The organism is Kitasatospora sp. NBC_00315 (assembly GCF_041435095.1).
Taxonomy (GTDB): Bacteria; Actinomycetota; Actinomycetes; order Streptomycetales; family Streptomycetaceae; genus Kitasatospora.
This window is the reverse complement of record NZ_CP108025.1, coordinates 4,257,213-4,283,772: the sequence shown is the minus strand read 5'-3', so window position 1 is coordinate 4,283,772 and position 26,560 is coordinate 4,257,213. Positions and strand designations below refer to the sequence as shown.

At 71.5% G+C, this 26,560-nt stretch carries 24 protein-coding genes; 7 read left to right on the top strand and 17 right to left on the bottom strand.

Going from position 1 to position 26,560, the window contains the following annotated elements:
- Window positions 1–357: 357 nt before the first annotated feature.
- Window positions 358–2,184 (bottom strand): DUF262 domain-containing protein, encoded by a 1,827-nt coding sequence (locus OG823_RS17460; protein ID WP_371480507.1) that lies wholly within the window; start codon window positions 2,182–2,184, stop codon window positions 358–360.
- A 410-nt stretch (window positions 2,185–2,594) separates the two neighbouring features.
- Between OG823_RS17460 and OG823_RS17455 the strand changes: the two genes are divergently transcribed.
- Entirely contained in the window at window positions 2,595–3,707 is a 1,113-nt protein-coding gene (locus OG823_RS17455; protein ID WP_371480506.1) for an EcsC family protein, read from the top strand.
- Window positions 3,708–4,016: 309 nt separating this feature from the next.
- Here the strand turns inward: OG823_RS17455 and OG823_RS17450 are convergent, their stop codons facing one another.
- The 3 genes from OG823_RS17450 to OG823_RS17440 all read right to left on the bottom strand — a co-directional run bounded on the left by OG823_RS17450 (window position 4,017) and on the right by OG823_RS17440 (window position 7,204).
- Window positions 4,017–4,577, bottom strand: a complete 561-nt coding sequence (locus OG823_RS17450; protein ID WP_371480505.1) for a tyrosine-type recombinase/integrase — start codon at window positions 4,575–4,577, stop codon at window positions 4,017–4,019.
- A 47-nt stretch (window positions 4,578–4,624) separates the two neighbouring features.
- A complete protein-coding gene (locus tag OG823_RS17445; RefSeq protein WP_371480504.1) occupies window positions 4,625–5,791 on the bottom strand; it encodes a damage-control phosphatase ARMT1 family protein in 1,167 nt (388 codons plus the stop codon).
- Window positions 5,792–6,265: 474 nt separating this feature from the next.
- Window positions 6,266–7,204, bottom strand: coding sequence for a ScbA/BarX family gamma-butyrolactone biosynthesis protein (locus OG823_RS17440; protein ID WP_371480503.1), 939 nt, complete (start codon window positions 7,202–7,204; stop codon window positions 6,266–6,268).
- A 116-nt stretch (window positions 7,205–7,320) separates the two neighbouring features.
- On the opposite strand from OG823_RS17440, the gene OG823_RS17435 reads away from it, so the two are divergent.
- Window positions 7,321–7,950, top strand: a complete 630-nt coding sequence (locus tag OG823_RS17435) for a ScbR family autoregulator-binding transcription factor (RefSeq protein WP_371480502.1) — start codon at window positions 7,321–7,323, stop codon at window positions 7,948–7,950.
- A gap of 549 nt (window positions 7,951–8,499) precedes the next feature.
- On the top strand, window positions 8,500–9,273 hold the full coding sequence (locus OG823_RS17430; protein ID WP_371480501.1) for an SDR family NAD(P)-dependent oxidoreductase: 774 nt from the start codon (window positions 8,500–8,502) through the stop codon (window positions 9,271–9,273).
- Between the two features lie 79 nt (window positions 9,274–9,352).
- Here the strand turns inward: OG823_RS17430 and OG823_RS17425 are convergent, their stop codons facing one another.
- Window positions 9,353–9,952 carry a TetR family transcriptional regulator gene (locus OG823_RS17425; RefSeq protein ID WP_371480500.1) on the bottom strand — a complete coding sequence of 200 codons (600 nt, stop codon included), beginning with the start codon at window positions 9,950–9,952 and terminating at the stop codon, window positions 9,353–9,355.
- 272 nt (window positions 9,953–10,224) lie between these two features.
- On the opposite strand from OG823_RS17425, the gene OG823_RS17420 reads away from it, so the two are divergent.
- Window positions 10,225–10,878: a winged helix-turn-helix domain-containing protein gene (locus tag OG823_RS17420; RefSeq protein ID WP_371480499.1), complete on the top strand. Its 654-nt coding sequence runs from the start codon at window positions 10,225–10,227 to the stop codon at window positions 10,876–10,878.
- 313 nt (window positions 10,879–11,191) lie between these two features.
- Here the strand turns inward: OG823_RS17420 and OG823_RS17415 are convergent, their stop codons facing one another.
- Entirely contained in the window at window positions 11,192–12,400 is a 1,209-nt protein-coding gene (locus tag OG823_RS17415) for an MFS transporter (RefSeq protein ID WP_371480498.1), read from the bottom strand.
- A gap of 63 nt (window positions 12,401–12,463) precedes the next feature.
- Between OG823_RS17415 and OG823_RS17410 the strand changes: the two genes are divergently transcribed.
- Window positions 12,464–12,892 (top strand): MerR family transcriptional regulator, encoded by a 429-nt coding sequence (locus OG823_RS17410; RefSeq protein WP_371480497.1) that lies wholly within the window; start codon window positions 12,464–12,466, stop codon window positions 12,890–12,892.
- Here OG823_RS17410 and OG823_RS17405 read toward each other — a convergent pair.
- The 10 genes from OG823_RS17405 to OG823_RS17360 form a co-directional block, all read right to left on the bottom strand.
- Window positions 12,868–13,767: a fumarylacetoacetate (FAA) hydrolase gene (locus OG823_RS17405; protein WP_371480496.1), complete on the bottom strand. Its 900-nt coding sequence runs from the start codon at window positions 13,765–13,767 to the stop codon at window positions 12,868–12,870. The genes OG823_RS17410 and OG823_RS17405 overlap by 25 nt on opposite strands.
- A gap of 159 nt (window positions 13,768–13,926) precedes the next feature.
- Window positions 13,927–15,195 (bottom strand): pyridoxal phosphate-dependent aminotransferase, encoded by a 1,269-nt coding sequence (locus OG823_RS17400; RefSeq protein ID WP_371480495.1) that lies wholly within the window; start codon window positions 15,193–15,195, stop codon window positions 13,927–13,929.
- Between the two features lie 219 nt (window positions 15,196–15,414).
- Window positions 15,415–17,070: an AMP-binding protein gene (locus OG823_RS17395; RefSeq protein WP_371480494.1), complete on the bottom strand. Its 1,656-nt coding sequence runs from the start codon at window positions 17,068–17,070 to the stop codon at window positions 15,415–15,417.
- The gene (locus OG823_RS17390; protein ID WP_371480492.1) at window positions 17,067–18,185 is read right to left on the bottom strand and encodes a Glu/Leu/Phe/Val dehydrogenase dimerization domain-containing protein; all 1,119 of its coding nucleotides are present in this window, start codon (window positions 18,183–18,185) and stop codon (window positions 17,067–17,069) included. Before OG823_RS17390 ends, OG823_RS17395 begins: the two co-directional genes overlap by 4 nt.
- Before the next feature lie 68 nt (window positions 18,186–18,253).
- Entirely contained in the window at window positions 18,254–18,817 is a 564-nt protein-coding gene (locus OG823_RS17385) for a type 1 glutamine amidotransferase (RefSeq protein ID WP_371480491.1), read from the bottom strand.
- An 11-nt stretch (window positions 18,818–18,828) separates the two neighbouring features.
- A complete protein-coding gene (locus tag OG823_RS17380) occupies window positions 18,829–19,632 on the bottom strand; it encodes an acetylglutamate kinase (protein ID WP_371480490.1) in 804 nt (267 codons plus the stop codon).
- Window positions 19,629–20,684 carry an N-acetyl-gamma-glutamyl-phosphate reductase gene (argC, locus tag OG823_RS17375; RefSeq protein ID WP_371480489.1) on the bottom strand — a complete coding sequence of 352 codons (1,056 nt, stop codon included), beginning with the start codon at window positions 20,682–20,684 and terminating at the stop codon, window positions 19,629–19,631. Before argC ends, OG823_RS17380 begins: the two co-directional genes overlap by 4 nt.
- The gene (locus tag OG823_RS17370; RefSeq protein ID WP_371480488.1) at window positions 20,681–21,532 is read right to left on the bottom strand and encodes a RimK family alpha-L-glutamate ligase; all 852 of its coding nucleotides are present in this window, start codon (window positions 21,530–21,532) and stop codon (window positions 20,681–20,683) included. The genes argC and OG823_RS17370 overlap by 4 nt, the downstream gene beginning before the upstream one ends.
- Window positions 21,533–21,553: 21 nt before the next feature.
- Window positions 21,554–21,739: a lysine biosynthesis protein LysW gene (locus tag OG823_RS17365; RefSeq protein ID WP_371480487.1), complete on the bottom strand. Its 186-nt coding sequence runs from the start codon at window positions 21,737–21,739 to the stop codon at window positions 21,554–21,556.
- Between the two features lie 31 nt (window positions 21,740–21,770).
- Complete coding sequence (locus OG823_RS17360) at window positions 21,771–22,925, bottom strand: isopropylmalate synthase (RefSeq protein ID WP_371480486.1); 1,155 nt, start codon at window positions 22,923–22,925, stop codon at window positions 21,771–21,773.
- A gap of 434 nt (window positions 22,926–23,359) precedes the next feature.
- Between OG823_RS17360 and OG823_RS17355 the strand changes: the two genes are divergently transcribed.
- Both OG823_RS17355 and OG823_RS17350 read left to right on the top strand, forming a co-directional pair.
- Window positions 23,360–24,538: an acyl-CoA dehydrogenase family protein gene (locus OG823_RS17355; protein ID WP_371480485.1), complete on the top strand. Its 1,179-nt coding sequence runs from the start codon at window positions 23,360–23,362 to the stop codon at window positions 24,536–24,538.
- Window positions 24,538–25,779, top strand: a complete 1,242-nt coding sequence (locus OG823_RS17350; protein WP_371480484.1) for an acyl-CoA dehydrogenase family protein — start codon at window positions 24,538–24,540, stop codon at window positions 25,777–25,779. The genes OG823_RS17355 and OG823_RS17350 overlap by 1 nt, the downstream gene beginning before the upstream one ends.
- Before the next feature lie 78 nt (window positions 25,780–25,857).
- Here the strand turns inward: OG823_RS17350 and OG823_RS17345 are convergent, their stop codons facing one another.
- Window positions 25,858–26,499: a DUF2461 domain-containing protein gene (locus tag OG823_RS17345; RefSeq protein ID WP_371480483.1), complete on the bottom strand. Its 642-nt coding sequence runs from the start codon at window positions 26,497–26,499 to the stop codon at window positions 25,858–25,860.
- Window positions 26,500–26,560 lie beyond the last annotated feature (61 nt).

Genomic DNA, 26,560 nt, shown 5'->3' with positions numbered 1-26,560 from the left:
GCGCCGCCAATCTGGACGGGAAGTTCGCGCTCTCCGTCGATTACCAGGTATGCCACCGCTGCGGTCTCGGCTGGGTCGAGCAACCGCACACGTGGCCCCCAGTATCAGCGTTGTGGGTTGGCCGCCGCGGGCCTGGCCGCGCTGCGTGCTGAGTACCCAGGCATCGCGTGGCACACGCTGGGAGGCCATTTCGCCGAATCGCGGGGCTTCTGGACTGTTGTCGGCGCTGGCGTCAACGGGGCCTACCAGCAGCGCCGGCTTTGTCCGCACATCGGCCGCGGCTGAACGGCAAGGAGCCCGGCCGGCGAGTAGCTGGCCGGGCTCGGGCGGGATGCCGCCAAGGCGCTTGGCCGACGGTCAGTCTTCGTCGCCCTCGTCCACCGGATCGGTGGTGGGGTACCCGTCCTCGGCAACGACCGCCTTGCCTGTGGCCTTCTCGATCGCCTCGACCAGGGCCCGCTGTCGAGCGTTGAAGAAGCCCGCGAAGTCATCCTTGGCGAGCAGCGCGGGATCAGCCAGGTGGGTACGGATGTGGTCGGCCACGGTGTCCGCCTCTACCTCGGCATTCTTGGCGAGCCTGGGGAGGTAGGAGGAGGGCGCTGCCCCGCCGATGATCCGGTTGGTGCGTCCGGTCAGAGGGGTCTTGTTGACGATCGAGTTGTAGCTGCCCCTGGGGATGTTCTCCCGCTCGCACCACGCCTGCGGGAAGATGTGGTGGATGTCCACGGCCTCTGCGAAGTACTCGGTGATCTCGGTCTTCTCACCGGTCCGCCAGTCGACGGCGCCTTCCTTCATCAGCAGGGCGTAGATCCCCTTGTAGGCGGCGCTGTTGCGGGTACGCAATGTCAGCAGGCGGCTCTCACTGAACCGGGCGTCGCGGATGGTGCGAGGTTCGGCTCCCGTGCCGCGCACCCAGCCCACGGTCTCGGGGAGGTCGTGGCTGAACCTGGTCTCCGTCGAGCCGCCGTACAACTCGCCGAAGACACCGCACCAGTACCAACGGGCCAGCTTCAGCTGTGCACCCGCCGGCTCGGCATGCTCGCCGAGCATGCTGAGGATCGCGGCGAGCGGGATCAGCTGGGTGCCGTAGGGCAGGAACTTGGTGTCGAAGAGGTACTGCTGGCGAAGGAACTTGGCGGCGTCCTTGAAGCCCTGGACGACCAGTGGCGCGAAGCGGCGGTAGTCGTCGAGACCCAGTTCCAGCATGTCCTTGCGCTTGCAGCCGATCCGGGGCATCCGTTCCTCGTCGACCCCGACGGTAGCCGCCTCGACCCGCCGGGCGGCCGTCGCCATCAGCGTGACGGCCTGCAGGAAGTCGGTGTTGGAAACCTCCTTGAGGACGCGGTACTCCGGCGCTTTCCACGCGGCCCGGACCACGTTGTCCCAGTGGCTGCGCAGGTCGAACTCGTCGGCGGCGTAGGTGGCGGTGAGCAGCTCGAAGACAGTGAGTGTGACGCCGCCGGTGTTGACCTTCTCGAAGACCTGGCAGACGGCCTGACGCTCGGTCTGCTTCCCGAGTTCGATCACCGGTACCTGGTAGAGCTCGAAGGGGCGGACGAAGGCCTCCTCGAAGTCCCGCCACCACTTGCGGCCGTCCTCGCCCCGCGCCTTCCAGTAGTCCTCGTAGCCGTAGCTCCAGTCGCGGTTGGCGAAGAGCTGGGAGAGCGGGAAGAGCCTGGCCGCGTACTCCTTCTCCGGAGTCGAGCAGTCCTCGACGGGATCGCCCCGGAAGGTGCGCACCACCCGGTCCGCCGGCAGCAGGCGGATGGCGTCCTCGCGGTCCAGCTGGGGGTCGAGGGCCTTGACCATGTCGACGTAGAACCAGCCGGAGATCCGCTGCTTGCGCTGGTTCTGTGTCTCGACCGGCTTGCCGAGCATGAGCGACTGGAAGAGCGAGGTCATCCGCTGCTGGCCATCGAGGATCAGGGTGTCCGGTTCGGCGCCCGGGGGCGGGGTGGCGCCCTCAACCGGGCGGCACTTGAAACGGACGTCACCGCCGGTCTGCAGCAACATGAGGGTGCCGACCGGGTATCCGCGAGAGATCGAGGCGAGCAGGCCGATGATGTTGTGGTCCGGCCACACCCAGCCGCGTTGGAACTCCGGCAGCTGCGCTTCGCCCTCGGCCACCCGCCGCAGCAGTTTGACCAGCTGGATCTTGTCGATCCCGAATGCTTGCTCCGTCACGGCCCGTCCCCTCCTCGACACCGAACGCTGCCGAGAGGTTATCGGGTGGCCGAGTGAACACGAGGTCGGTTCTGAAACTGAACACGACTTGGCAGTGATCCCCGCAATTTGCCCTTTGGTCAGGCGGGTTGAGAAAAGCCAAACGCGACTGACCGGCTACCTCGGAGCGCCGACTCGTGATCCCCGCTGAGCCACGTCAGTCGCGTCGGAGGTCAGCATCGTGATCGACATCAGTGGATGCCACCAACACCGTTGCGCCGCTCGCCCGCGGCCACCAGTGCGTCGATCTGCTGGTGCAGGTGCTGTTCCGTGTGCGCCATGGCTCCCATTCTGCCCTGTACTTTTACCGATTCCCGGGACAACTTCCCCAACCCCCCGCGCGGTTCTGCGGCAGAGCCTACGATCCCGGTGTGACTGAACCCTCGGACTACGAGCTCGAAGCGTGGAGTGACATCCAGCGTTTCAAGGGCCGCCCGCTATCCCGGAGGATGGGCGAGGCCGGTGAGCAACTGGCCGTCGGCGCAGCGAAACTCGGCAGGCGCGCGGTCAAACGGCTGGAGAGCTACCCCCGGGCCCTCTCCGCAGTGACGCGCGGACAGGAGATCGTCGCCAAGGGCGCCCAGAAGGCGGGCACCGCCGCGCGCGGTGCCACCGACGCACTGCCCGACTGGAGCGGCACGGTCGTCCAGTCCACCCGGCAGACAGTGGGGCGGCTGTCGCGAGCGGGGCTGACGCCCGCACGGGTGGTGAAGCACCATCAGAAGCGCGGTCACGACGTGTCGTCGCTGGTCGACCTTCGCCGACTCGACCTGGAGCAGATTGACGCGGCGCGGGGACGCGCGGCCAGTTGGTACTACCCGGCCGCCGCAGCGCTGTCGGGAGCGACGGCGGGGCTGGTGATCTCGGGCGGGGAGCTGGTCGTCGCCGCATCCGCAGGGGCTGCGGCAGCGCCCTCGGGAGGCATGATCGTGGGCGCCCTCGCCGGCGACGCCGCGATCGTCCTCGGACTGGCGTCCCGGGTGGTCGGCCATGTGTCGCTGTTCTACGGCTACGACCCCGAATCGCCCGCCGAGAAGCTGTTCGTGATGTCCGTGGTCAACGCCGGTACGGCGGTGTCGGCCTCCGCCAAGACCGCCGCGATGGGCGACATATCCCGGCTCACCCAGGCACTCGTGCGAGGCAAGACGTGGGATGTCCTGAGCGAGTCCGTGGTCACCAGGGTCTCCGTGCAGTTCGCCCGGGCATTCGGCATACGCCTCACCAAGAAGGGCCTCGGCAAGGTCGTTCCCGGAGTCGGGATCCTCGTGGGCAGCACCCTCAATTGGTCCATGCTGGAGCGGATCGTCGACACCGCTGACATGGCCTACCGGCGCCGGTTCCTCATCGAGAAGTACCCGCACCTCAGCGACGAGGAGACTTCCGGTTCGTTCCTCGACACCGACGAGGACGACGTGGACTCCGCTGACAAGCCGATCAGCGTCCTCGCCGAACTCGCGAAGGCAGGCGGACCCGACCTTCCCTGATCTACCAGGAGGTCCCGCCGCGCTGTTCAGCAGGGCTTGACGTCCCGCCCACGACGCTTAAGGCAACGGTGTTGGGGATGCCACGTGCCTGACGATCCACTTGCTCTCGGGCAACGGCCTCACGCACCTCCAAGGCCACCAGGCATGACTTACCCGGGCACTCCCGTTTCCGAGTAAGCCGCACCCCACGCACGGTCGGCGCCTGCCTCCGCTCTTCCCGAGGGGCCGGCGCACTGCGTCGACTCGGTATCGATACACGTTTGTCCCTGGCCCGGGTGGCCGATCCAGGGACAAGCGTGTCGGGGAACGCTATGCCCGACGAGGCACATCTGCGGTCGTATCCGTGGGGGTCGGTTGTCGGCGGCGGGTGCGGATGTCGACGACGGCGGCGCTGATGCCGTTGGGGATCTTGGTCTGCTGTTCGGCGGTGGCGTGCTGGTAGATCAGGGCGGCGCGGACGGCGGAGTGGCCCATGTGGGCCATGAGGTCCTTGAGGCTGGCGCCGGTGCCGGCGGCGAGGACGTTGCCGGTGTGGCGGAGGTCGTAGAAGCGGAAGCCGTCCATGCCGAGCTTCGTGCGGGCCTTGCGCCACTTGCGCCCGAAGGTCGAGCGGCGGAAGGGGGCGCCGCGTTCGCCGATGAACAGCAGGCCGGCGTCATCCTTCGCGGCGTGCCGGCGCAGGCGCAGCTCGAAGTCGGGGACGATCTCGGGCGGGATGCCGACCGGGCGCCGGCCGGCCTGGAACTTCAGGTCGCCCAGGACAAAATCACCGGCATTGGTCCTGCACCGGCACGGCCGGCGCCTGCCCCAGCCCGCCCCGAACCCACAGACCGCAGCTACCCGCCAGGCCCTGCCCGCCGACCAAGCCACCAGGGTGCTGGACGAAGAGGGCTGGGCTGCCGCAGACCTGTATCGGCCTACGCCCGGGTGTGAACCTGAACGAGGCCGTACTTGCCGCTGGTGCGCCACGGCTCCCCAGTGGCGTCCAGCCCGGCGACCACCAGTCCGTCGAGACCGACGATGACGTCCGACTTCAACGTACGCAGGGCCGCCACCGCAGACGGAAAGTGGCGGGCCGTCTCTGCGAATGGTGTCGTGGCGTCCCAGAGCCGGTCCCCGACGAGGCGGCGGTAGTTGAGGTCGCCCTTGAGGATCGTGATCGTGGCGCCGGAGAGCTCGGCCCTCATGTCGGCGGGCAGGTCGTGGAACGGCAGCGGTGCGCAGAAGAACTGGTGCGTGCGGACGACGAGCGTGCCGCTGTTCATCGCCTGCCAGAGCCGACGGCCGATCAGTTCCGCCTCCTGCTCCGCTGCGGAGCGAAGGCGCTCGACGGTCGCGAGGACATCGGCGGTGGTTGCGTCCGACACGTAGTAGGGGAAGGGCTTGACGTACAGGACGACCTCGGAGGCCAACCCGCTCGTGAGGAGGTGGTCGACCAGGACGAGGTCGGGCAGCAGCTCCCGTCCCGCGTTGTCCGCGATGACGCAGACCCTCGGGTTGTTCGTCGCGGTGAGCGTGGACCAGAGGAGCGGACTGTCGTCCGCGATCAGGGCGGAGGACTGGGCGTCCCCGGCCGTGGCGGTGATCTGGAAGCCGAGGTCCGCCCGGTTGCCCCAGAGCGCTGAGGACAGCAGTACCTCGGCCCGCTTCTCGGCGGACAAGGAAGGCAGATCGCGGAGAGCCGCCAGCTCGTCGTCCACCGCCGGGCTGGCCAGTTCGGCGTTCTTGAAGGGGGCGAACGGGTCGATGCCCTGCCAAGCCCCGGGCCGGAAGTAGCCGGTGGATTCGAGCAGCCTGCGGTAGAAGTAGCTCTCGGCCCATAGGAACGGAGCCTCGCCCCACGGCCGCCCGAACAGGCCCTCGCCCCACTCCAGCCACTGCTGGTGATCGTGGGCGCTTCCGCTCAGCGGCTCCAGCACACCGCTGGTGCTCTCGGCGAGCAGTTGCTCGACCGCTGCCCGCTCAGCCGGCCCGTACGGCAGAGCGCCGAGCACCTGCTGGATGAGCTTCGGGTGCCGCTCGTGGAAGACGCCCCAGGCGAAGGATCCGGGGACATCACTCAGAATCGTGGGTGCGGTGGGCACGTTCAGGCTCGTCCTTCTCATCATCGGCCGTCACCGGGATCCGCGAGCGGGACAGCGACGGGTTCGTCAACGGTGAGGCTGCCATGGCTCAACCGCAGCGACACCGGGCCGGCTGCGCTCCCGACGAGCACACGACCCGTAACAGGATCGGCGGCGACGCAGTTCCACGTCGCGTCGACGCGGACCTCGGCGAGCCGGCGGTGTCGGCTGAGCGACCGAACCCCGACCGTCCCGTCGGCTGCCGCCGGTACTGGATGATCAGTATCCTCGGAGAACGCCACCATGAGCACCCGCCCCGCGTGGCCGGGCAGGTGTCCGATGAACTGCTCGGTCCGGACGTCGCGGACGTAGATCTCGCCGGTGCCCGAGCCAACCGTGAGGCGGGCGCCCGCAGCGCTGGCGGCGGACGCCCCGATTGGGCGTCCGCCGCCCGGCCGCGCCGGGTGGGTGGCGGCTGCGGCGCGGTCGCGGGCGTCAGTGGGGCCGCGGGACCGCGGTGACGGTCGAGGTGAAGACGGGATCGCCCTCCTGGAACGCGCTGACCTTCACCCGCGGCCGGCCCCTGGGATCGGGGGCCACGAACTCGGCCGTCACCCGGCAGGGCCGGTCGTACTCCGTGTAGCGGACGAAGGTGGTGTCGAAGACCACGGGCACCACGGGACCTCTCAGCACGGCCTGGGTCGCCTGCGAGGCGGCTTCGAGCAGCACCATGCCCGGCACGTGGTCGTGCGGGTGGTCGAACAGGACGCGGTGGCCGACGTCGATCCGCAGCAGCCACTCGTGCGCGGCGGCCGTGGGCGAGAGGACGACGTCCCGCTCGTGTCGGCGGCCCACGAGCGCGGCGGGGACCGGCGGGGTGAGCGGCAGGGCCCCGGCGAAGGCCCGGGCCGCGTCGGCGTACCTGCCGCGCAGCCGGTCGTAGACGGCCGGCGGGTGGGTGGTGTAGCGCAGTTCGGCCGAACCGATGGGCAGTCCGGAGCGGAGCACGTCGAGCCGGGAGGTGAAGTGGGCCGAGCCGAACCGCCGGCGCCTGATCGAGGGGTGGGTGACCAGCAGCGTCAGGGTCGCCGGGTGCGAAGTGGCGTACAGGGCGTGTTGCTTGACGGAAAATCGAATATTCTCAAGGCCGAGGCGGTGACTGATTGGTACGTCGTGAAGACTGTGGGTCAGCATGGCCAGCGCCTGGCGCAGGCTCTCGACGAACAACATGGGGCTGTAGCGGCCGCCCTCACTGTAGAAGGCGTGCTCGATCGGCAATCGGACGGTGACGCGCTGCATGCTCGCGGAGACGGCGCTCCACCCGGTGACCAGGGCCTCCTCGGGCGCGGACTTGCGCACCAGGGACCGCATGTCCAGGAGGGCCGGCGGGTCGACGTCCGTATCGGTGCAGGTGCTGACGGTACTTGGTGCCATAGCGAGTTGCCTCCCATGAAGTACGCGCTCGACTGGGGCACGTGTGTGTAGCCCGCCGCCCCCTAGGCGTATAAAATAAAGAACACTTTTCTTTTGGTAAAGAGGGCAGGGAGCGTATGGTCGGGCGAGCTGTGAAGCAGGAGCGGGCGGAGCGGACGCGGGCCGCCCTGATCCAGGCGGCGGCGGAGGTCTTCGGGGAGTTCGGCTTCTCCGGCGCCAGCGTGATGAAGATCGCTGACCGGGCGGGGGTCACGCTGGGCGCGGTCTACTTCCACTTCAGGAACAAGGAGGAGCTGGCCCGCCAGATCGTCTCCGGCCAGCCCGATCTCGTGGTCCCCCCGCACCCCTCGCAGGGGCTGCAGCGAGCGGTCGACCTGACGCTCACCTGGGCCTACCAGCTCGTCGACGACCCGTTGCTGCGGGCGGGCGCCCGACTGGTCTGGGAGCAGGAGTACTTCATCGCCCCCGAGGCCAACTCCCACCAGCAGTGGTCCACGATACTGCTGGACGACCTCCGTACCGCCCAGCGCAAGCGCGAGCTGCGGGCCGGCACCGACGTCGAAGCACTGGCCCGCGTCCTGGTCAACGCCTGTACCGGGGCCCAGATGCACTCCTACGTCGAGGCGGCGCACGCCGACCTGCCCCGGCGCGTCGAGGAGATCTGGGCCTGCCTGCTGCCGGCCGTCGCCGTGCCGAGCGTGGCCAAGCGGATCGAGATGGGCAAGGCCCGCGCGCGGACGACGTAGGAGCGACCTGCGGCCGCCCGGACCCCCGCAGTCCGATGAGGGACAGGCGGGATCAGCGGACGGGGATCGTCGCACACCGGGCCGGCCCGGGGCAGGACGGGGCAGGGCGGGGCAGGCCAGGACGGGCAGGACGGGGGCGCCGGGCCAACCCCGCTCGGCGCCCTGCCCTGCCCGGGCAGGGCAGGGCAGGGCAGGGCCGCCGGAACAGCCGGGGCCGTCGCATCTCTGGAGCGGGAAGAACCTTGAACGTAAGGTAGTTGACGCACTGTCAGGCTTTCCGTAGGAGGGCGGCCCGCATCCGCGGAGCGGGTCGGGCGTCGCCCTGCCCGGGAGCCCGACGCAGGGCAACACGGGCCGTGGCCCCGGTCGGAGCGACCGGGGCCACGGCCCGCTGACGGGCGCCCGGCGCGTTGGCGGCCGGAGCGGTCGGCGACCCCGCCGGCCGCTCCGGCCGCGGGGCGGCGCGGGGGGCGCACGGGATCCGCGACCGTGCGGCCGCGGATCGTGCCGACGGGCATGGCCGGCACGAAGGACCAGGGAGGGGAAGCAATGGGGAACGACCGAGGTCTGCTGCAGGGAAAGACGATCATGATCACCGGGGCCTCCAGCGGTATCGGCGCCGCAGCCGCCAGGCTGTTCAGCGCCGAAGGGGCGGTCGTGGTGCTGATGGCCCGCCGCAAGGACCGGTTGGCCGAGATCGTCACCGAGATCCGAGCGGGGGGAGGCCGGGCGGAGGCGGCCGCGGGAGACGTCACGTCACGGGTGGACGTCGAACGGGTCGTCAATCACACCGTGGAGACCTTCGGCGGTCTGGACGCGGCGTTCAACAACGCCGGTTGGGGATCGGTGGGAGCCGACATCCACGAGACGGACGACGCCGTCTTCGACCAGATCATGGACGTCAACGTGCGCGGCGTGTGGAACTGCCTGAAGCAGCAGGTTCCGGCCATGCTTCGGCGGGAGTCCGGCGGATCCATCGTGAACACGTCCAGTACGGCGGGCCTGTTCGCCACCGGCGCCTCCTCCCCCTACGTGGCGGCCAAGCACGCGGTGCTCGGCCTGACGCGGGCCGCGGCGGCCGAGTACGGCAGACGCGGCATCAGAGTCAACGCCCTGATGGTCGGAGCGACCCGTACCGAGTTGCTGGAGAGCGCCATCCGGGCGGTACCGCAGGTGGAACAGGCCGCAGCGGCCAGAGCCATCCAGCCCCGGCTGGCGGATCCGGTCGAGGTGGCGCGGGCCGCGGCCTGGCTGCTCAGTGACCAGGCCTCCTTCGTCACCGGCGGCGCGGTACCGGTCGACGGCGGCTGCAGCGCCGTCTGACGCAGCCGGCGGGGGTCGTCCGGGCCGGGAAAGGCGAGCCCCGGCCCGGCACGTCTGCGTACGGCGCCGGCGGCTCTCATCAGCCGTCGGCGCCGGGGGCGGCGGCGACCCCGCGAAGGACGAGGTCCCAGATACGGCTGAGCTGCTCGACGGACCGGCCGTCGAGCTCGTCGTCGCGGCCGGCCCGCTCCCGTACGTCGGCCTCCACACCCACCACCAGGTGGGAGGCCAGCGCGGCGACCGTCGTCCAGTCGGCGCTCCGCTGGGCGCCCCCGCGTCGCGGGTGCAGCAGGCGGTCCCGGACCACCGGGGCCCAGGCGGAGGTCCAGTCCGGGCCGCCGCCCTGCTGTTCCCGGGTCAACCGGGCGGCGGCCCGCACGGCGGCCTCCGTCTCCAGCAGTTCGGCGAGCGCCAGGGTCAGCGACACCACCGACTGGACCGGGCCCTCCCGTCGCGCCGCGACCTGTCCCACCACCGCCAGGGTCGCGGCGTGCCCCTCCTCCCGCACCGCCGCGGCCAGCTCCTCCTTCGTCGCGAAATGGAAGGTCAGCGCCCCCATGGAGATTCCGGCCGATCTGGTGATCCCGGCCAGGGACGACCCCGCGTACCCATGCCGGTCGAACTCACCTGCGGCCGAACAGACCAGGCCCTCTCGTGTCCTCGCGGCCCTCTCCTGCATCGGGTGATCCTTCCTGTCGCTCGCCCGGTGTGGCCAGTTGTACATCCGACGTTAGTCCGCACCGCTGTAACTTCAAAAAAAAAGACACTATTATTTATTTTCCTGCTGTGAGGGAGCGCGCAAGCGACGCACTCTCACCTCAACTGGCTTACGAGGGGGGAACGATGACTCACAGAGACACCTCGCGGACTGAGGACTCCGGCGGGCTTCAGCTCTTGCCGACGGCCTCGCGCCCACAGGCGGGCCAGGCCGCAAGGGCGCTCTCTATCCGCGTGCTCGTCGTCGAGGACGACACCGCCGCGGCCGAGACGCGCGTGCGAGACCTGCGCCGGCAGGGGTACTCCGCGAGCAGTGTCGACAGCGGGGCGGAGGCGCTCAGGGCTCACCAGCACTCCGATCTGGTCCTGCTCGACCTGGACCTTCCCGACATCGACGGCCTGGAGGTGTGCCGGCTGATCCGGGAGGCCGGGGACAAGCCGATCATCTCCTTCACGGCCCGCGACGCCGAGCTGGACCGCATCCTCGCCCTTCAGGCCGGAGCGGACGACTGCGTCGTCACCTCGTGCAGCTCGCGCGAGATGACGGCGCGTATCAAGGCCGTCCTGCGCCGGACCAATCCACAGCCGGAGCCCACCCGCAGCATCGTCCTCGATCCGCTCCGCATCGACGGCCGCACCCGTGAGGTCCGGCTGCGCGGAGAGCCGGTGAGCCTCACCGCCAAGGAGTTCGAGCTGCTGCACATCCTGGCCGCCAACCCCGAGGCGGTGCTGTCCCGCAAGAAGCTGATGGCCCAGGTCTGGGAGACCAGTTGGTCGGATTCCAGCCGAACCATCGACACCCACGTGAGCAGTCTGCGCGCCAAGCTCGGCGCCAGCACCTGGATCATCACGATCCGCGGTGTCGGCTACCGGATCGGCCACGGCTGACCCTGCGGCAAGCACGGCGGACGGCGAGCGCGACCCACGCGCCGCCGTCCACTCGTGCCGGGGGACCGTCCGGCTTCCCGGGGCCGCTGCGGGCGCCGGGGCGCCGGTCGCGACGGGGCGCGCGGGACGGCCCCGAGGCCGCCGGCGCACCCCGCCCGGCCGCCGCGGGGAACGAGGACGACCCCTGCGATCGGCGGCTTCGGACGCCTCGATCGTCAGGGGTCGCTCCTCGGTGCGGCGGGCCCGGGGGCCCGCTCCTAGGTGGGTTCCGGACCGGACCTCGGACCGGACCCACCGCCGTACGGGACGGTTCTCAGCCCGCTTCCGGGCGCTTGCCCGGGAAGCCGTGGGAGCGGGCGCCGACCACGACGGCCAGCACCGGCACCAGCAGGATCAGCACGCTCCACGGGAAGGAGGTCGGGCCGAGGTTGCCGAGCAGGATGCCGCCGACGGCTCCGCCGGCCGCCATGAACGAGTTCCACGTGGTGACCAGCAGTGCCTGGCCGCGGTCGCCGCCCGCGTCGGTGACCGCGGTCTGCAGCAGGGTGGCGACGCCGCCCCAGCCGAATCCCCACAGCACCATCGCGAGGTAGACCACGACCGCGCTGTCGGCCATCAGCCACAGCAGGACGGCCGCCACGATGAACAGGGCGGTACTGGCGATCGTCAGCGCCCTCAGCCGGCGGTCGACCAGCGCGCCGGTGACCCAGATGCTGGCCATCGAGGCGATGCCGAAGACCAGCAGCACCACGTCGCGGCTGCCGCCCATGTCGTACTTGTCGAGGAACGTGGCGATGTAGGTGTAGAGGATGTTGTGGGCCAGCACGTAGGCCGCGACCACGAACAGCACGGACACCACGCCCGGCAGGCGAAGCGCCGCCAGGATCGGCTCCCGGCTCCCGGCGCGCTGCCCGGGGTAGGACGGGACCGAGGCGAGGATCCACACCACCAGGCCGATGGAGACCACGGTCACCAGGCCGAAGGTCAGCCGCCAGCCGAACAGCCCGCCGAGGAAGGTACCCACCGGGATGCCCATGGACAGGGCCAGGGGGATACCGGCCATCGTGATCGCGATCGCCCGGCCCTGCAGGTGCGGTGGTGCCAGCCGGCGCGCGTACCCGACCAGTTCCGCCCACACGACCGCCGCGGCCACACCGGCGATCATCCGGAACACCATGGTCAGGGGGTAGTTGGACGAGAGGGCGGTGACCGTGTTCGCGACGGCGAACGCCGCGACGGCGATCAGCAGCAGGTTCTTGCGGTTCCAGGCCGCGGTGGCGATGGCCACCGGGATCGCCGAGAGGCCGGTGGCGATCGCGTAGATCGTCAGGGCCTGCCCCATCGCGGACTCGCTGACGGAGAGGTCCCGGGCCATCTCGGGGAGCACGCCCGCGGGCAGTGCCTCGGTCAGGATCCCCATGAAGGCCGCGGTGGCCAGGGCCAGCAGCGGGGACCAGGGGAGTTTCCGGTTTTCCGCAGCTGAGGGTGAATCAGTCAGCAGCTCTGTCTGGGAAGTTGACATGGGTATATCCTCGAACCCTCACATAGGTGTGAATGTCAAGACGGTTGAAATGAGGTGCGTCACATGCGCATCGGTGAACTGTCCGAGCGCACCGGCACCCCCCGCCGGTTGCTGCGCTACTACGAGGAACAGGGCCTGGTCGTCGCCGGCCGCTCCGCGAACGGCTACCGCGAGTACGACGAGCGCTGCGTCGACCGGGTGGTCCAGATCAGGGGGCTGCTCGACTCCGGGCTTCCGACCCGGGTGATCAAGCAGATCCTTCCCTGCCTCAACACGCCCCGGGCGATCCACTTCTCCGGTGCCACTCCGGAGACGATCGCCACTCTGGAGCGTGAGCACGACCGGCTGGCCGAGCGGGTCGAGTGCCTGACCCACAGCAGGGACGCCATCTTCGAGTACCTCGAAGCCGTCCGCCGCGCCCAGGCGCCCGCCGCCCCGCAGGCGGTCGAGTCCGTCGTCCTGGTCCCCTACGACCTGGCAGCGACGGCCTGACCGTACTGGACGACGTTCGCCAGCTCGACGCCGTGGCTGGTGACGTCGATGACAAGCCGGTCACCGTCCTCGATCCGGAAGCCGTCGTGGTAGCTGGCCTTGTCGGCGCCCAGGAGCAGGTAGTTGACCAGCCCCGGCCGGCGCAGCAGCGGGTAGGAGAACAGGTACTGGGTCATGTCCTCCACGCGGTGGTACAGCGAGTCGAGCCCGCAGGAGAAGTCGCCGCCCCAGGCGGTGGCGCCCTCGCGCTCGATGGTCATCCGCCCGGTCACCGTCTGCGGCGGCTCCTCCAGGAACAGCCACGGCGTCACGGAGGTCTCGCAGAGCTTGGCGTACGGCGTCCAGGCCCACTTGTTCTTGAGGTGGAGACCGATGTCGTTGAGGTCGTTGCCGAAGGTGTAGCCGGCGTAGTGCGGGGTGCCGTCCTCGTCGTTGACGTAGACCAGGCCGATCTCCGGCTCCTCCAGCAGCCAGACCGGATCGGCCGGGGTGACCAGCGGCTCGCCCGGCATCCGCAGCCAGGAGCCGAAGCCCTTGAGGTAGTAGTTCGGCGGGGTGAACTCCTCGTCCGGCTCCGGGGCGCGGTCGAACTTGGACCGGTGCGTCCCCATGAAGCCGTTGACCAGGGCGTTGTTGGACCCGGTCGGCAGCAGCGGAGGGAGGAACCGGAGCCCGGGATCGCCGAGGGTCACCGAGACCGTGCCGGCGCCCTCGGTGACCGCCGCCGCCACGGCCGCCGGGCCGCCGCCCGCGATCACCGCCTCGCGCAGCCGGCCCTCGGCCACCTCGTACAGGGTGTGCCGTTCGCCGGGGACGGGGACACCGAGGCCCGCGTACCGCCGGCCGTTGTACTCGCACTCGAAGATGACGGACATGTGGGATCTCCTTCGGGGTGGGACTGGTCGTGTGGGTCGGGCCCGTCGGCCGCGGCCGGGGCGAGGTGGGCGGGGCGGGAGAGCGCCGGAGTGGGGCCGGCGGGGCGGGCGGGGCGGAGTGGGCAGGGCGGGGCGGACCGGGGTGGGCAGGGCGGCCGGCTATCCGGCCAGGTCCGCGAGGACCTCGCCGATCCGGTCCAGGGAGGCCCTGATCCACGGCAGTCCGAGCGGGTCGCCGGCGGCCAGGGCGGCGGTGCGCTCGGCGTCGGTCCCGCCGTAGAGCCGGCTGGTGGCGGCCCGGATCCGCAGCGCGCCCGGGCCCTCGCCGAAGGCGGTGCCCGCCACCACGCCCACGCCGTACCGCTGCGCGAGCAGTGCGGCGAGTTCGTCGCCGCCCCGCACCCCGTGCGCCCGGGCGAGGTGCTCCCGGAGCGGCTCGAAGTCGGGGTAGAGGTAACAGGTCGCCCGGACCGGCGCCAGCTCGGCGCCGACCGCGTTGAACGACTCCGCCGCCGCCCGGACGACGAGCTCGTGCAGCCGCCGGGACGCGGCGACGTGCGCGACGATCTCCTCCGGCTCCTCGAAGGCGTACGCCGCGGCGGCCTGCACCGGCGCGGCCGCGCTGGACCAGAGCTGGCTGGCGATGTTCACCAGCCGGGTGTGCAACAGCCGGCCCGACGGGCCCTCGGGAAGCCTGGCCACGCCGGTGCGCCAGCCGCCGAGCGCCAGGTTCTTGCTCAGCCCGGTGGTGATCACCGTTCGCTCCGGCGCGAACACCGCCGGGGAGACCGGCTGGTGGGCCGGGTCGAAGACCAGGTCGCCGTAGATCTCGTCCGAGACGAGGACCAGATCGAGCTCCCGGGCCAGCCTGGCCAGCCTGCGGACGGTCCCGGTCGCCGCCATGGTGCCGGTCGGGTTGTCGGGAAGGGTGACGATGACGATGCGGGGGTTCAGCCCGGTGGCGCGGGCGCGGGTGACGGCCTCGAACAGCGCCGCCGGATCGGGCACGCCGCCCTCCCCCACCGGGGTGGGCACCGGAATCGGCCGGGCGCCGGCGAGTTCGGCCTGCGCCGTGTAGCTCACCCAGCTCGGCACCGGCACCACCACGTCGCCGCCGATCGCCAGCAACAGGGCGAAGAGCAGGGCCTTGCTGCCCGGACCGGCGACCACCAGACCGGGGTCGGTGGCCAGGCCCCGCCGCCCCCAGTACCCGGCGGCGGCGGCACGCAGCTCCGGACTGCCGGCGACGGGGCCGTAGGCGTTGCGGCCCGCCGCCCTGCCGAGCTGCTCCGCCAGCCCCGGCGCGACCGGGAGGCCGATCTCGCCACCGGCCAGGGAGAGCACCTGCTCCCCGGCCAGACGCCGGGCTTCCAGCGCCTCGTCGGCGGCGAGGGTCGCCGACATGATGACCGGCGCGGGCTTGGACATGGCTCTCTCCAACGGATAGGGCTCGGCGTGCGGGGACGGGGCTACGGCGTTCGGGCGACGGCGTTCGGGCGGCGGCGGATGGGGCCGCCGTACCTCCGATCGACCGCGGACTCACGGACGACGCGGACGACGCAGCGGCGTGGCAGCGTGGACGGAGCGCGCCGGAGCGGACGGGCGGCGGTGCGGGCACGGCCGGGGGATGCCGTGCCCGCACCGGGATCAGGATCCGGCGTACCGCTGCCGGAGTTCGATCTTGCGGACCTTCCCGGTGAGGGTCTTGGGCAACGACTCGACGAGCTCCAGCCGTTCGGGGAGGAACCGCGCGTCCTGGCCCGCCGCGCTCAGGTGGGCGCGGAGGTCGTCCAGGGTGGGGTGACGGTCGCCGCGCGGGACGACGACCGCCAGGATCGGGTCGTCGACCTGGCCGGTGGGACCGACCAGCGCGGCGTCGGCCACACCGGGGTGCCGGGCGATGATCGCCTCCAGCTCGGCCATCGGCACCACGATGCCGTCGCGCAGGATGGTGTCCTTGGCGCGGCCCAGGATGCGGATACCACCGCGACCGTCGTCACGGGCCACGTCGCCGGTGTCGAACCACCCGTCACCGGTGACCTCGGCGTCGAAGACGTCCTCGCGCTTGTAGTAGCCGAGCGCCCGCGATCCGCCGCGGACCCGCAGCCGGCCGACCGAGGCTCGCTGGCTGGGGTCGTGGCAGGCATCGATGCGGATCTCCATGGAGTCGATCGGCCGGCCGTGACTGTGCGCAGCCCAGTCCTGGTTGTAGTCGAGCCGGCTGATGGTGACCGGTCCGAACTCGGACATGCCCCACACCGAGTACGTCCGCGCGCCGAGCGCGTCCCGCAGCTCGTCCACCAGTTGCTGGAGCACCGGCGCGGCGCCGGTGACCACGTGGCGCAGGGTGGAGACGTCGTGCGGGTCGGCGCGCTGGGTCTGGGCCACGTCCGTGAGGGTGGGCGGCGGCCCGTACAGCATGGTGGCGCCGTAGCGTTCGACCAGGTCCAGGAGACCGGCGTTGTGCTGGATGTCCTGGAAGGCGGCGGTGCCGCCGAGCATCACGCTGGCGAGCACGCCCTGTCCGAAACCGGAGTAGTGGATCAGCGGGGTGGTGACGGCGACGACGAGGTCGTCACGGAGCAGGAAGGTGTCGACGTAGCCGCGGATGGCCGAGTGGACGGTGTTCTGGCTGTGCAGGACGCCCTTGGACTCGCCGGTGGTGCCGGAGGTGAACAGCACCACGAACGGGTCGTCGGCGGTGAGCGCCAGGCCGTCGAGCGCGCCGGCGCTCTCCTCCCGGGGGATCGCCACGAAGTGGTCGTGGAAGTCGATCGCGCCCTCGGGGGTGTGACCGCCCACCACCACCACGTGCTCCAGGGGCAGTTCCGCCTTCAGGTTGTCGACCACGGCGCGGGCCAGCGGGTAGCCCTCCCACTGCGCCACGGTGATGCACACCTTGGCCTCGGTGAGCGCGAGACGGTAGCGCAGCTCGTCCTCGCGGCAGGCCGGGGTGATCGGGCAGATGGCCGCGCCGACCCGCATGCAGGCGAACATCAGCGGCACCATCTCCCACCGGTTGGGGAGCTGGACCGCGACGAAGTCGCCGCGCTGCACGCCGAGTTCCAGCAGGGCGCCGGCGAAGCGGTCGGTCAGCCGGGCCAGGTCGGCGTAGTCGAGCGTGTCGGTCCTGGCCTCGGCCAGCCGGCGGCCGGCGATGGCGAGCTTGTGCGGCCGCTCGCGCGCCTGCCGGTACAGGTCGTCGAGGAAGGTCTCGTCCCGCCACCAGCCGCGCCGGCGGTACTCCGCGCTCCGGTCGGTGCCGGCGAGGCCGGCCGCGGCGGGGCTCGTCACGGTGCTCATCGGCGGGCCTGACGACGGGCGGCGAGCAGCTCGGGGAGCGGGTCCCCGGCCTTGGCCGCGGCGATCTCCAGGAGGTCCCGGGTGTTCTCCCGGACCCGGTCGCCGACCCAGTCGAAGACCCAGGCCTTGCGGGCGTCCGCCGCGAGGTCGAACGGGACGACCCGGGTGACGGCCAGGGCCGCGGAGGCGGCGCCGCCGATGTTGGCGATCACCCCGGGGACCAGGACCGCGCCCGCGGCCGACACCTTCTCCCGCGCCTGCGCGGTCGAGGCGAGGTTGGCGCCCTCGACCACCAGGCCCGGCCGCAGCCGGTGCACGTTCTCGGCGTTGATCGCGTACTTCTGCGCCGCGAGGACCAGCAGGTCGGCGTCGAGGTCGAGCCAGGCGTCCGGCTCGCCGGAGACGGTGACCCCCTGCGGCAGGCGGGAGCGGTCGATCCGTCCGAACTCGTCGGTGACGGCGACCAGGTCGGCCACCGGCAGCCGGTCCGCGCTGATGGTGCCCTGCACGTCGGCGACGCCGACCACAACGTGGCCGCGGTCCTCCAGGAAGGCGGCGACCGCGCGGCCCACCGCGCCGAAGCCCTGCACCACGACCCGGGCCGGCCCGGTGCGACCGCTCGCCTCCAGGGCGGTGACCGCGGCCACTCCCACCCCGTGGCCGGTGCAGTCGATCAGCGGCTCGTAGTAGGTGCGCCAGTCGATCGGCATGTCCGGGGCGCCCTGGCGAAAGCGCGGGTCGTAGCCGGCCTCGTCGAAGAAGACCGCCCGGTCGGCGGGGGTGACGCCCATGTCGATGCCGAGGTGGATGCCGCCGTGCAGCAGCGGCTTCACGGTGCGGCCGAAGGTACGGAAGGTCGCCTCGCGGTCGGTGCCGTCGGAGACGATGCCGGCCTTGGCGCCGCCGATGCGCAGGCCGGCCAGGGTGAACTTGTCGGTCATGTCGCGGGCCAGGCCGCGCACCTCCTCCTCGGTGACCCCGGTGGTCATCCGGGTGCCACCCATGGCGAGGCCGTCGACGAGCGTGTCGGCGACCACCCAGCCCCTGATGCTGCCGCCGCTGCCGTTGAGATGGACGGTGAACGCGGGCTGCTGCGTTTCTTCCAGAGCAGTCATTGCCAAGTCCTTTGTCACGTAGAGGGGTTCAGTGAAGTGCGTCCGGTGCGGCCCGGACGCACCGCCGGTCACCGGTAGAGCTGCGTGAATCCCCGCAGGATCTCCAGACCGTCCTGCCGGAACTCCAGGTGGGCCTGCGCGCCGTAGATCCGGCCGTCCTCGGAGCGCAGGAACTCCACGGGTGCGTGCTCGGAGCGGCCGATGGAGCGGTAGCCCTCCGGGGCCTCCTGGAGATAGAGGGTGTGGCGGTGGAAGACCGTCACCGAGGGCTTCACGTGGGTGAAGAGCGGGTCCTCCTTGTCGACCTGCACCGTGAAGCCCCCGACCCGCTGGGGGCCCTCGGCCAGCCGGCCGCCGGCCGAGACGGCGAGGATCTGCATCCCGCCGCAGATCCCGAACACGGGGACGCCGGCGCTCGTGACGAGGTCGACGAGCGGTTTGTAGAACTCGCGGTCGTAGGCCCGCACCTTGGTACCGCTGAGGACGATCGCCTGGTAGCGGCCGTCGAGCCCGGCGGGCACCGAGGCCGCGTCCACCACGTCGGTGGCGGAGCCCAGTTCCTCGAAGCGGGAGCGGAGCTGTTTCAGTGACAGGGTTCCGTTGTTGACGACCAGTACACGGGGTTGCGTCACGTCCTCGCTCCTCACGTTCGCGTGATGACGGTGCCGGTGCGGGCGGCGAGCAGGTCCGTGACGGGCGCGCTGCCGATGACGACCCGCTCCACGCCGTGGTCCAGTGCCTCGCCGGCGGCGCGCAGTTTCTTGCGCATGCCGCCGGTGGCGCCCTTGTCGCGGAACTCGGCCGCGGCCTTCGCGGAGATCCGGCGCACCGGTTCCCCGTCGATCAGCAGGTGTGTGACGTCGGTGACCAGGACCAGGTCCCTCGCACCGCAGGCCCCGGCGACGGCGGCCGCGGCCCGGTCGGCGTCGGTGTTGACCTCGGCTCCGGCGCCGTTGCGGGCGAGCGGAGTGACGAGCAGGCAGTGCCCCGGCCGCAGGTCCTTCAACAGGGCCGGCTCGACCCCGGTGATGGGCCCGACCAGGTTGTCCAGCTCGACCAGCTGCTTGCCCTGCCACCACCAGCGTTCGCCCTCGCCCGCCCGGACCAGGCCGTCGCTGCCGATCAGGTGCTCGGTGGTGATGCCCCGGGCCCCGAGCAGGCCGGCGACCTGCCCGGCGATCTCGGCGCTGACCTTCTTGATGTCGGCGATGACCGCGGGCGTCGTCCACCGGCTCTGGTTGCCGTACCGGTCGCGCAGCACCGCCGAGGGCTCGGCGTACTCGGGCCGCAGCTCCCGCAGTGGCTTGGACCAGCCGTGCACCAGGACGAGCGGGTGGCTCCGGCCGTGCTCGGCCAGATCGTCCCACCAGGCCTCGGACATCGCGTCCAGGGTGGAACCGCCGAGCTTGACGACCGCGGGGGCGCCCTCGGACGCGGCGGCGCTCATGCCGGCATCACCGGCTGCATCGTCAGCCCGGTCTCCTCCGGGAGCGAGAACCGCTTGTTGATGACCTGTACGGCCTGTCCCGCCGCGCCCTTGACCAGGTTGTCCAGCGCGGCCAGCACGACGATGCGGCCGCCGTCCGGGTCGTGCAGCACGGTCACGTCGCAGTAGTTGGACCCGAGCACCGCCTGCGGGTCGGGGACGGGGATGAGCGTCTCGTTGTGCCGGCGGACCCGCACGAACGGGTGGTCCTTGTAGAACCGCAGGTAGGCCCGCTGCAACATCCGTGCGTCCACCTCGTCGTCGGTGAACACGTACGAGCTGGCCATCAGCCCGCGGACGTGCGACACCCCGTACGCGGACATGCTCAGCGAACCGATCCGGCCGGGCTTGCCCTGCGCCAGGAAGTCGCCGACCTCCGCCGCGTGGCGGTGCCCCACCGGCGCGTACGGCGCGATGGCGCCGTTGCGCAGCGGGTGCAGGTCGGCGGTCCGCAGCTGCAGGCCGCCGCCGCTGGAACCGCTCTTGCCGTCGACCACCACGGTCTTGAGGTCCAGACCGAGCGAGAGCACCAGCGGGGCGAGCCCGAGGGTGATCGCGGTGGCGTAGCAGCCCGGCAGCGAGATCAGCGGGGCGTCGACCAGCTGGTCGCCGATCAGCTCCGGGACGCCGTAGACGAACCGGTCGGCCAGTCCCTCCGGCCGGTGCACGCCGGGGTACCAGCGCTCGTGCAGCTCCGGCGTACGGATCCGGAAGGCTCCGCTGAGGTCGATGACACAGGGCACCTGGTCGGCCAGCCGGGCCGCGAGCTCCGCCGAGACGGCTGCCGGGGTGGACAGCAGGACGACGTCACAGCGGTCGGACAGGTCCGCGGTGAGCGGTTCGACGACCAGCCCGAGGTCCAGCCGCAGGTTCGGGTGGAGCTCGGACGGGCGCCGCCCGACGCTGGAGGAGCCGCCGAGGTAGGTCAGCCGCAGCTCGGGGTGCTGGGTCACCAGTCTGATCAGTTCGCCGCCGGCGAGCCCGGAGGCTCCGACCAATCCGACCCGGATCATCCGACGACCTCCCGAACGTAGCGGCCGACGGCCGTCGCGATGTCCGCCCCGGTCGCGGAGGCCACCGCCCGGAAGGCCGGCGCGTGGTTGACCTCGTTGACGACGTACCCGTCGGGCGTCTTGAACAGATCGATGCCGTAGATGCCCTCGCCGAGCGCGTCCACCACGCTGTCGACGATCTTCAGCACCTCGGGATCGTGGCGCACCGCGCGGTGCTGGTTGCCCAGCGCGGCGTTGCTGCGCCAGTCGGTACCGGCGCTGCTGAACTCCGCGGCGGAGACCAGGTCACGGCCGATGACGAAGCAGCGGATCGAGGAACCCCCGCTCAGGTAGGGCTCGACCAGGGAGGCCTGTTCGAAGCCGTGCCCGAGGTCCTCGACGTAGTCGTAGACCGACGCGGCGGTGTCCGCGTCGCGCAGCAGGGTGACCCGCTTGCCCATGCCGCCGAAGACGGGCTTCAGCACCACCGGTGGCGGCAGCTCGACCAGCGCCTTCTCGAAGTCCTTGCGGGACAGCACGAGGCGGAAGTCGGTCACCGGTATGTCGGTGGCCCGGAGCAGGGCGCGCAGGGACAACTTGTTCTCGCAGGCGTGGATGGCGGCTGCGGAGTTCAACGTCGGTATCCGGGACGCCTCGGCGAGGGTGGCGACCAGGCCGCCCCGGGTGTAGCTGCGGCTCCGTACGAGAATGGCGTCGTAGTCCTTGAGCGGCTCCGGATCCGGATGGCCGAGGCAGAGGGACTCGTCGTTGACCCATTCGATTCTCAGACCGAGACCGGGGGCGGCGTCGATGAGCCGCCGTTCCTCCCAGCCGATCCGGTCCGCGACAATGGCGATTCTGCGGTCCATGAGAGCAATTCCTATCCGGGGTTACTGACCCCAGTCGCGAAGCTGGACCTCGACCATCTGCAGGGAGATCTCGCCGCCCTGGACGTCCTCCACCCGCAGCGTCAACATGCACTCGGGGCAGGAGAGGGTCTCGCCCTGGAGCATCGGCGGGGTGGTCAGGTCGGTCTCGCATTCGGGGCAGATACCGGTGAGCGTGCTGACGGACATGGTCGTCCTCCGAAGTCGTGTGGGTCGGTGGTCAGAGCGAGCGGAAATCGACGGCGGCCTTGCGGATCGCGTCCCGGTCGAGCAGCGGGCGCCCGGTGCGCTCCTGCTCCTCGACGAGCCAGGGGGTGAAGGCCTCGGCGTCGACGACGACGCCGGACTCCTCGAGCGCCCAGGAGACCAGGGCCGGCGTCAGGCGGGTCCGCACCCGCAGCTCGCGGGTGTTGCCGACCAGCTCCGCGGGCAGCGTCTCGTAGGCCTCGGGGTGGATGAGCTGGCCGGGCAGCTCGTAGGCGAAGGCGTGCGGGCCGGTCGGCCCGGACTGGAAGGCCTCACCGAGCTGCGAACCGCGCAGGGCGAGCCGGCTCAGCTCGGTGAGGTGGGTCAGGTCGAAGCGGGTGTCGCCGTGGATGACGCGCAGCGAGGTCAGCAGCTCCGCCAGCGGGGCGTTGCCGCCACGCTCGCCGATGCCGCCCACCGTGGCGGAGATCCACTGCGCCCCCGCCCGGACGGCGGCGAGCGAGTTGGCCACCGCCATGCCCAGCATGTTGTGCGAGTGGATCTCGATCTCGGAGCCGTCGATCGCGGTGAGGTCGCCGATCACCTTCTCCATCTGCCACGGCGACAGGTAGGCGACCGTCTCGGCGAGCCGGAACCGGTCCGCGCCGGCCTCGAAGCCCGCCTCGACGTAGGGGACGAGCCGCTCCTTCGGGGTGCGGGCGCCGTCCTCGCCGCTGAACGTGACGTGGAAGCCGAGCTCCTTGGCCTGGGCGATCGCCGACCGGGCGAGCGTGTTGAGGTACTTGAGGCTGGGCGTGCCCAGCTTCAGGACGGCGTGCTGCTCGGAGGTCGGGATCGAGAACATCACGTGCCGGACGCCCAGTCTCGCGGCCTCCGCCAGCGCCTTCGCCACCTGCTGGCGGTCGCGCACCATGACCAGGCTCATGCTGCGTTCGGGGCTCACCTGCTCGTGGGTGGCGAGGATGAGATCGGCGTCCTTGGACGAGGGGCCGGAGATCATCCCCACCTCGACCAGGTCGATGCCGGTGCGCACCAACAGGTCGGCGATGCGGGCGGCGTCCTCGGGGCCGAACTCCACGCCGGCCATGTGGGCCGAGTCCCGCAGGGTCGCGTCGGACAGGTGCGGCAGCCCCGAAGGGGTGCCGTCCTCCTGCTCTGCTACTGCCATTGCGTTCCCTCCTAGTTCCGGAGCCGGATTCACCTTTTGGCCGACCCGGGCTCTCACTGATTTCTCGCCGGCCGACGCGGAAGGAGTGATCCCGGCGAAGGCTGGGCGATGTGGGGCGCGTTGATGAATATGGTGGTCGATCCGGCCGCACAGGGGCAATGAATCCCGTGTCAGAGCTTTGTCAAGGACTGTCACGGGGCGTTATGACGGATGGGGATTTCAAATTCTCTGTGCCACTGCCGACAAGTTGTCCGGCGCCCCCACCAGGAGCACCTGATCGGCGGATACGGTGACCGGGGCCGCCTTCCCGGGGAGTTCCGGCCCGGTTTTCCAAGAGTTCTTCGCACACTCCGATATCAAGAGGGCTATTCCGCGCAGGCGCGTTCCACTACCCGCCGGAAAACCCGTGGAAAGAGGAGAGAGAGGGGATCTGCATGGATATCTTCAATTCCTTCGGCCAGCTCGGTGACGACGGCAGCGGGCCGGGCCCGACCGAGCAGGCACGGAAACTCGCAGACCGGCTGGCCCGGCCGAGCGCCGCCGAGCGCGACCGGGAGGGCCGCTGGGATCCGGCCCTCTTCGGCGAGCTGGCCCGCGGCCTGCTCGGGCCGAGCCTGGCCGGGCCGCTGGTGCCCCGTGAGCTGGGCGGCGGCGGCCTGTCCGCCACCCGGACCTTCGCCCTGCTGGAAGGGCTCGGCGAGGGCGCCCGCGACCCGGGCCTCGCGCTCGCGGTCGGCGTGCACGCGGTGCTCGCCACCGTGCCCCTGCGGGCCTTCGGCACCCCCCGGCAGCAGCAGCACTACCTGCCCCGGATGGCCTCCGGCGACTGGATCGGCGCGGTGTCACTGCGCCAGACCCAGGGCGTGGCCCTCGCGCCCACCGTCACGGCCCGCCCGGCGGCGGGCGGCCGGGGCGGCTGGGTGCTCGACGGCGAACTGGACCTGGTCGCCGGGGCTCCCGTCGCCCATCACTTCCTGGTCGTCGCCGCACACGGGAACGGCGACCGGACGGCGTTCGTACTGGACCGCGCCACCCCGGGGCTGCTGGTCCGCGAGGCCGGCCCGGCGGCGATGCGCACCTGCCCCTGGGGCCGGCTGGTGCTGAGCGACTGCCAGGTCCCGGCGCAGGACGTGCTGGGCTCCGTGGCCGGCGCCGCGACCGAGGTGGAGCCGCTGTTGACGGCACTGGACTGGGTCTTCTCCAGCGCGCCCTGGCTGGGCCTGATCCGCGCGCTGACCAGGGACGCCCTCGACGACGCCCGGGCGCAGCACCGCTTCGGCCGGCCCGTGACCCACGACCAGTCCGCCCGCTTCACCCTCGCGGACCTGACCACGCAGTGCGAGCTGGCCGCCGGGCTGCTGTACCGGGCGGCCGGGCAGTTCGACACCGGCAACACGCCCCGGCACCAGGACGCCGCCGCCGCGCGGCTGTTCGTCGCGGCCGCCGCGCGGACGGTCACCGCGGGCGCCGCGCGCCTGTCCGGGCCGCTCGCCCTGACCGGTGACCACCTGATCGAACGGGCGCACCGCGACGCGCTGTTCTTCTCCGGGACCGGCGGCGGCACCGACGTGCTGCGACCGGTGATCGCGGCTTCCCTGTTGGAACTCGGCTGATGGTGAGGACGCAGACCGACATGAACGGCGACCGACTCGACTCCCGAACCCCCCTGACCTTCCCGGGCATCGCCGCCCGGGCGGCCGAGACCGACGCAACCGGCCGGATACCGCGCGAGAACTGGCAGGAGATCGTCGACAGCGGCTACCTGCGGCTGTTCCACCCGCCGGAGCTGGGCGGCACCGGCGCCGACCCGCTCACCCAGAGCGAGGCGATGGAGGCCCTGGCCCGGGCCTGCCCGGGCACGTACTGGTCGGTGACCGTGTCAGCGCTGCTGTGCGCCAAGGTGATCGCCACCTACGGCTCGCCGTCCGCGCGCGAACGCCTGCTGGAGCCGCTGCTCTCCGGGGAGCGACTGGCCTGCTTCGCCGTGGCCGAGACCACCGCGGGCAGCGACTCCGGCACCCTGCGCGCCACGGTGCGCCCCGCCGGCGCGCCCGGCGGCGGCTTCGTCATCCGCGGCGAGAAGGCGAGGATCACCAACGCGCCCGACGCCGACCTGGCCGTGGTGCTCGCCCGGCGGGAGCGGGGCCCGGGGGACGACGGCCCCGAGTGGTGCCTCGCCTTCGTGGACCTGCTCCAGAGCACCGTCCGCCGCTACGAGGTCCCGCACATGGGACTGCGGGGCATGCCCTGGGGCGGCATCGTCTTCTCGGACACCCCCCTCGGCGAGGACGACGTGGTCCCCGTGCCGATCGAGGAACTCAGCGAGAGCATGGCGTGGGGCTGGCTGAAGAACTCGTTCGCCGGCATCGGCGTCGCCGAGGCCGCCCTGGCCGCCGCGGTACGGCACGCCCAGGAGCGGATCTCCTTCGGCCGCCCGCTGGCGCACATGGAGGGCGTGCAGGCCCAACTCGCCGAGTCCAGGGCCCAGATCGACGCGACCAGGCTGCTGGCCCAACGGGCGGCGCGGGAGCGCGCCGCGGGCCGCTCGGCCCGCGCGCTGATCGCCATGCTGAAGATCTACGCCACCGAGATGGCCGTCGAGGTCGTCGCGCGTGCGGTGCAGATCCACGGCGCGGCCGGCGTGACCAGCGGCCACGAGGTGGAGCGGCTGTACCGGGACGCGCAGATGAACGTCATCGGCGGCTTCACCACCAACCGGCTGCGGGAACAGGTCGCCGAGGGCCTGGGCCTGGGAGCGGCGGTCTACCAGCCCTTCGACTGGCTGGCGCCGACCGGTCTGGGCCAGGATCCGGCCGGTCTGGACGGCCACCCGCACCCGGCGGCCGCCGGGTGACGACCGCCGCCTGACAACCGCCGCCCGACGACCGCGGCGGGCGGCCCCGCGCCGCCCGCCGCACCCGGCGGGAGCGGTTCAGCGCGACGGGAGCGCGCTGGGCCCGACGTGGCCGTCCAGCCAGTCCTTCAGGGGCTGCGCGGCGCGCAGGAAGGTGGTGATCCGCCCGAGGGCCGCTGCCGTCCCGAGCCAGTCGGCGGGCTCCCACTCCTGCCAGGCGACCAGGCCCTTGTTGCGCAACAGCTCGATCCGCGGGTGGTCCCTGGGGTAGCCGCGCGGAGTGGTCTTCAGCCGGTCCCGGCCGGAGACCACCCGCCCGGCCCGGCCGACCCGGTCGACCACCCGCTCCAGCTCGGCCCCCGTGACGTCCTCGGCCACCGCGGCGCGGTAGCGCTCCAGCTGGTCCGCGGCGAGGTGGTACATGCCCTGCCCGCAGGCGAGCCCGTCGGCGGACAGCTGGATGTAGCCGCCACTCTCCAGGTAACCGCCGACGTGGGTCTTGTACGGGGCCTTGTCGGCGCTGAACCGGACGTCCCGGTTCGGACGGAAGATCCTGCCGGGCCCGAACTCCGGCTCCAGCCGGTCCAGCAGCAGTGCCATCGGCTCACGCACCGCGCGCTCGTACAGCTCCTTGTGTTCGGCCCAGAAGGCCTTGGAGTTGTCGGCCTCCAGGCGCTCGTAGAACTCCAGCGCCTCGTCCTGCCAGCCTTCGAAAGTCACCGCTCCAGGCTATCGGCCGGACGGCCGGCCCGCCGGGCGCGGCGGGCCGTGCGGCACGCGG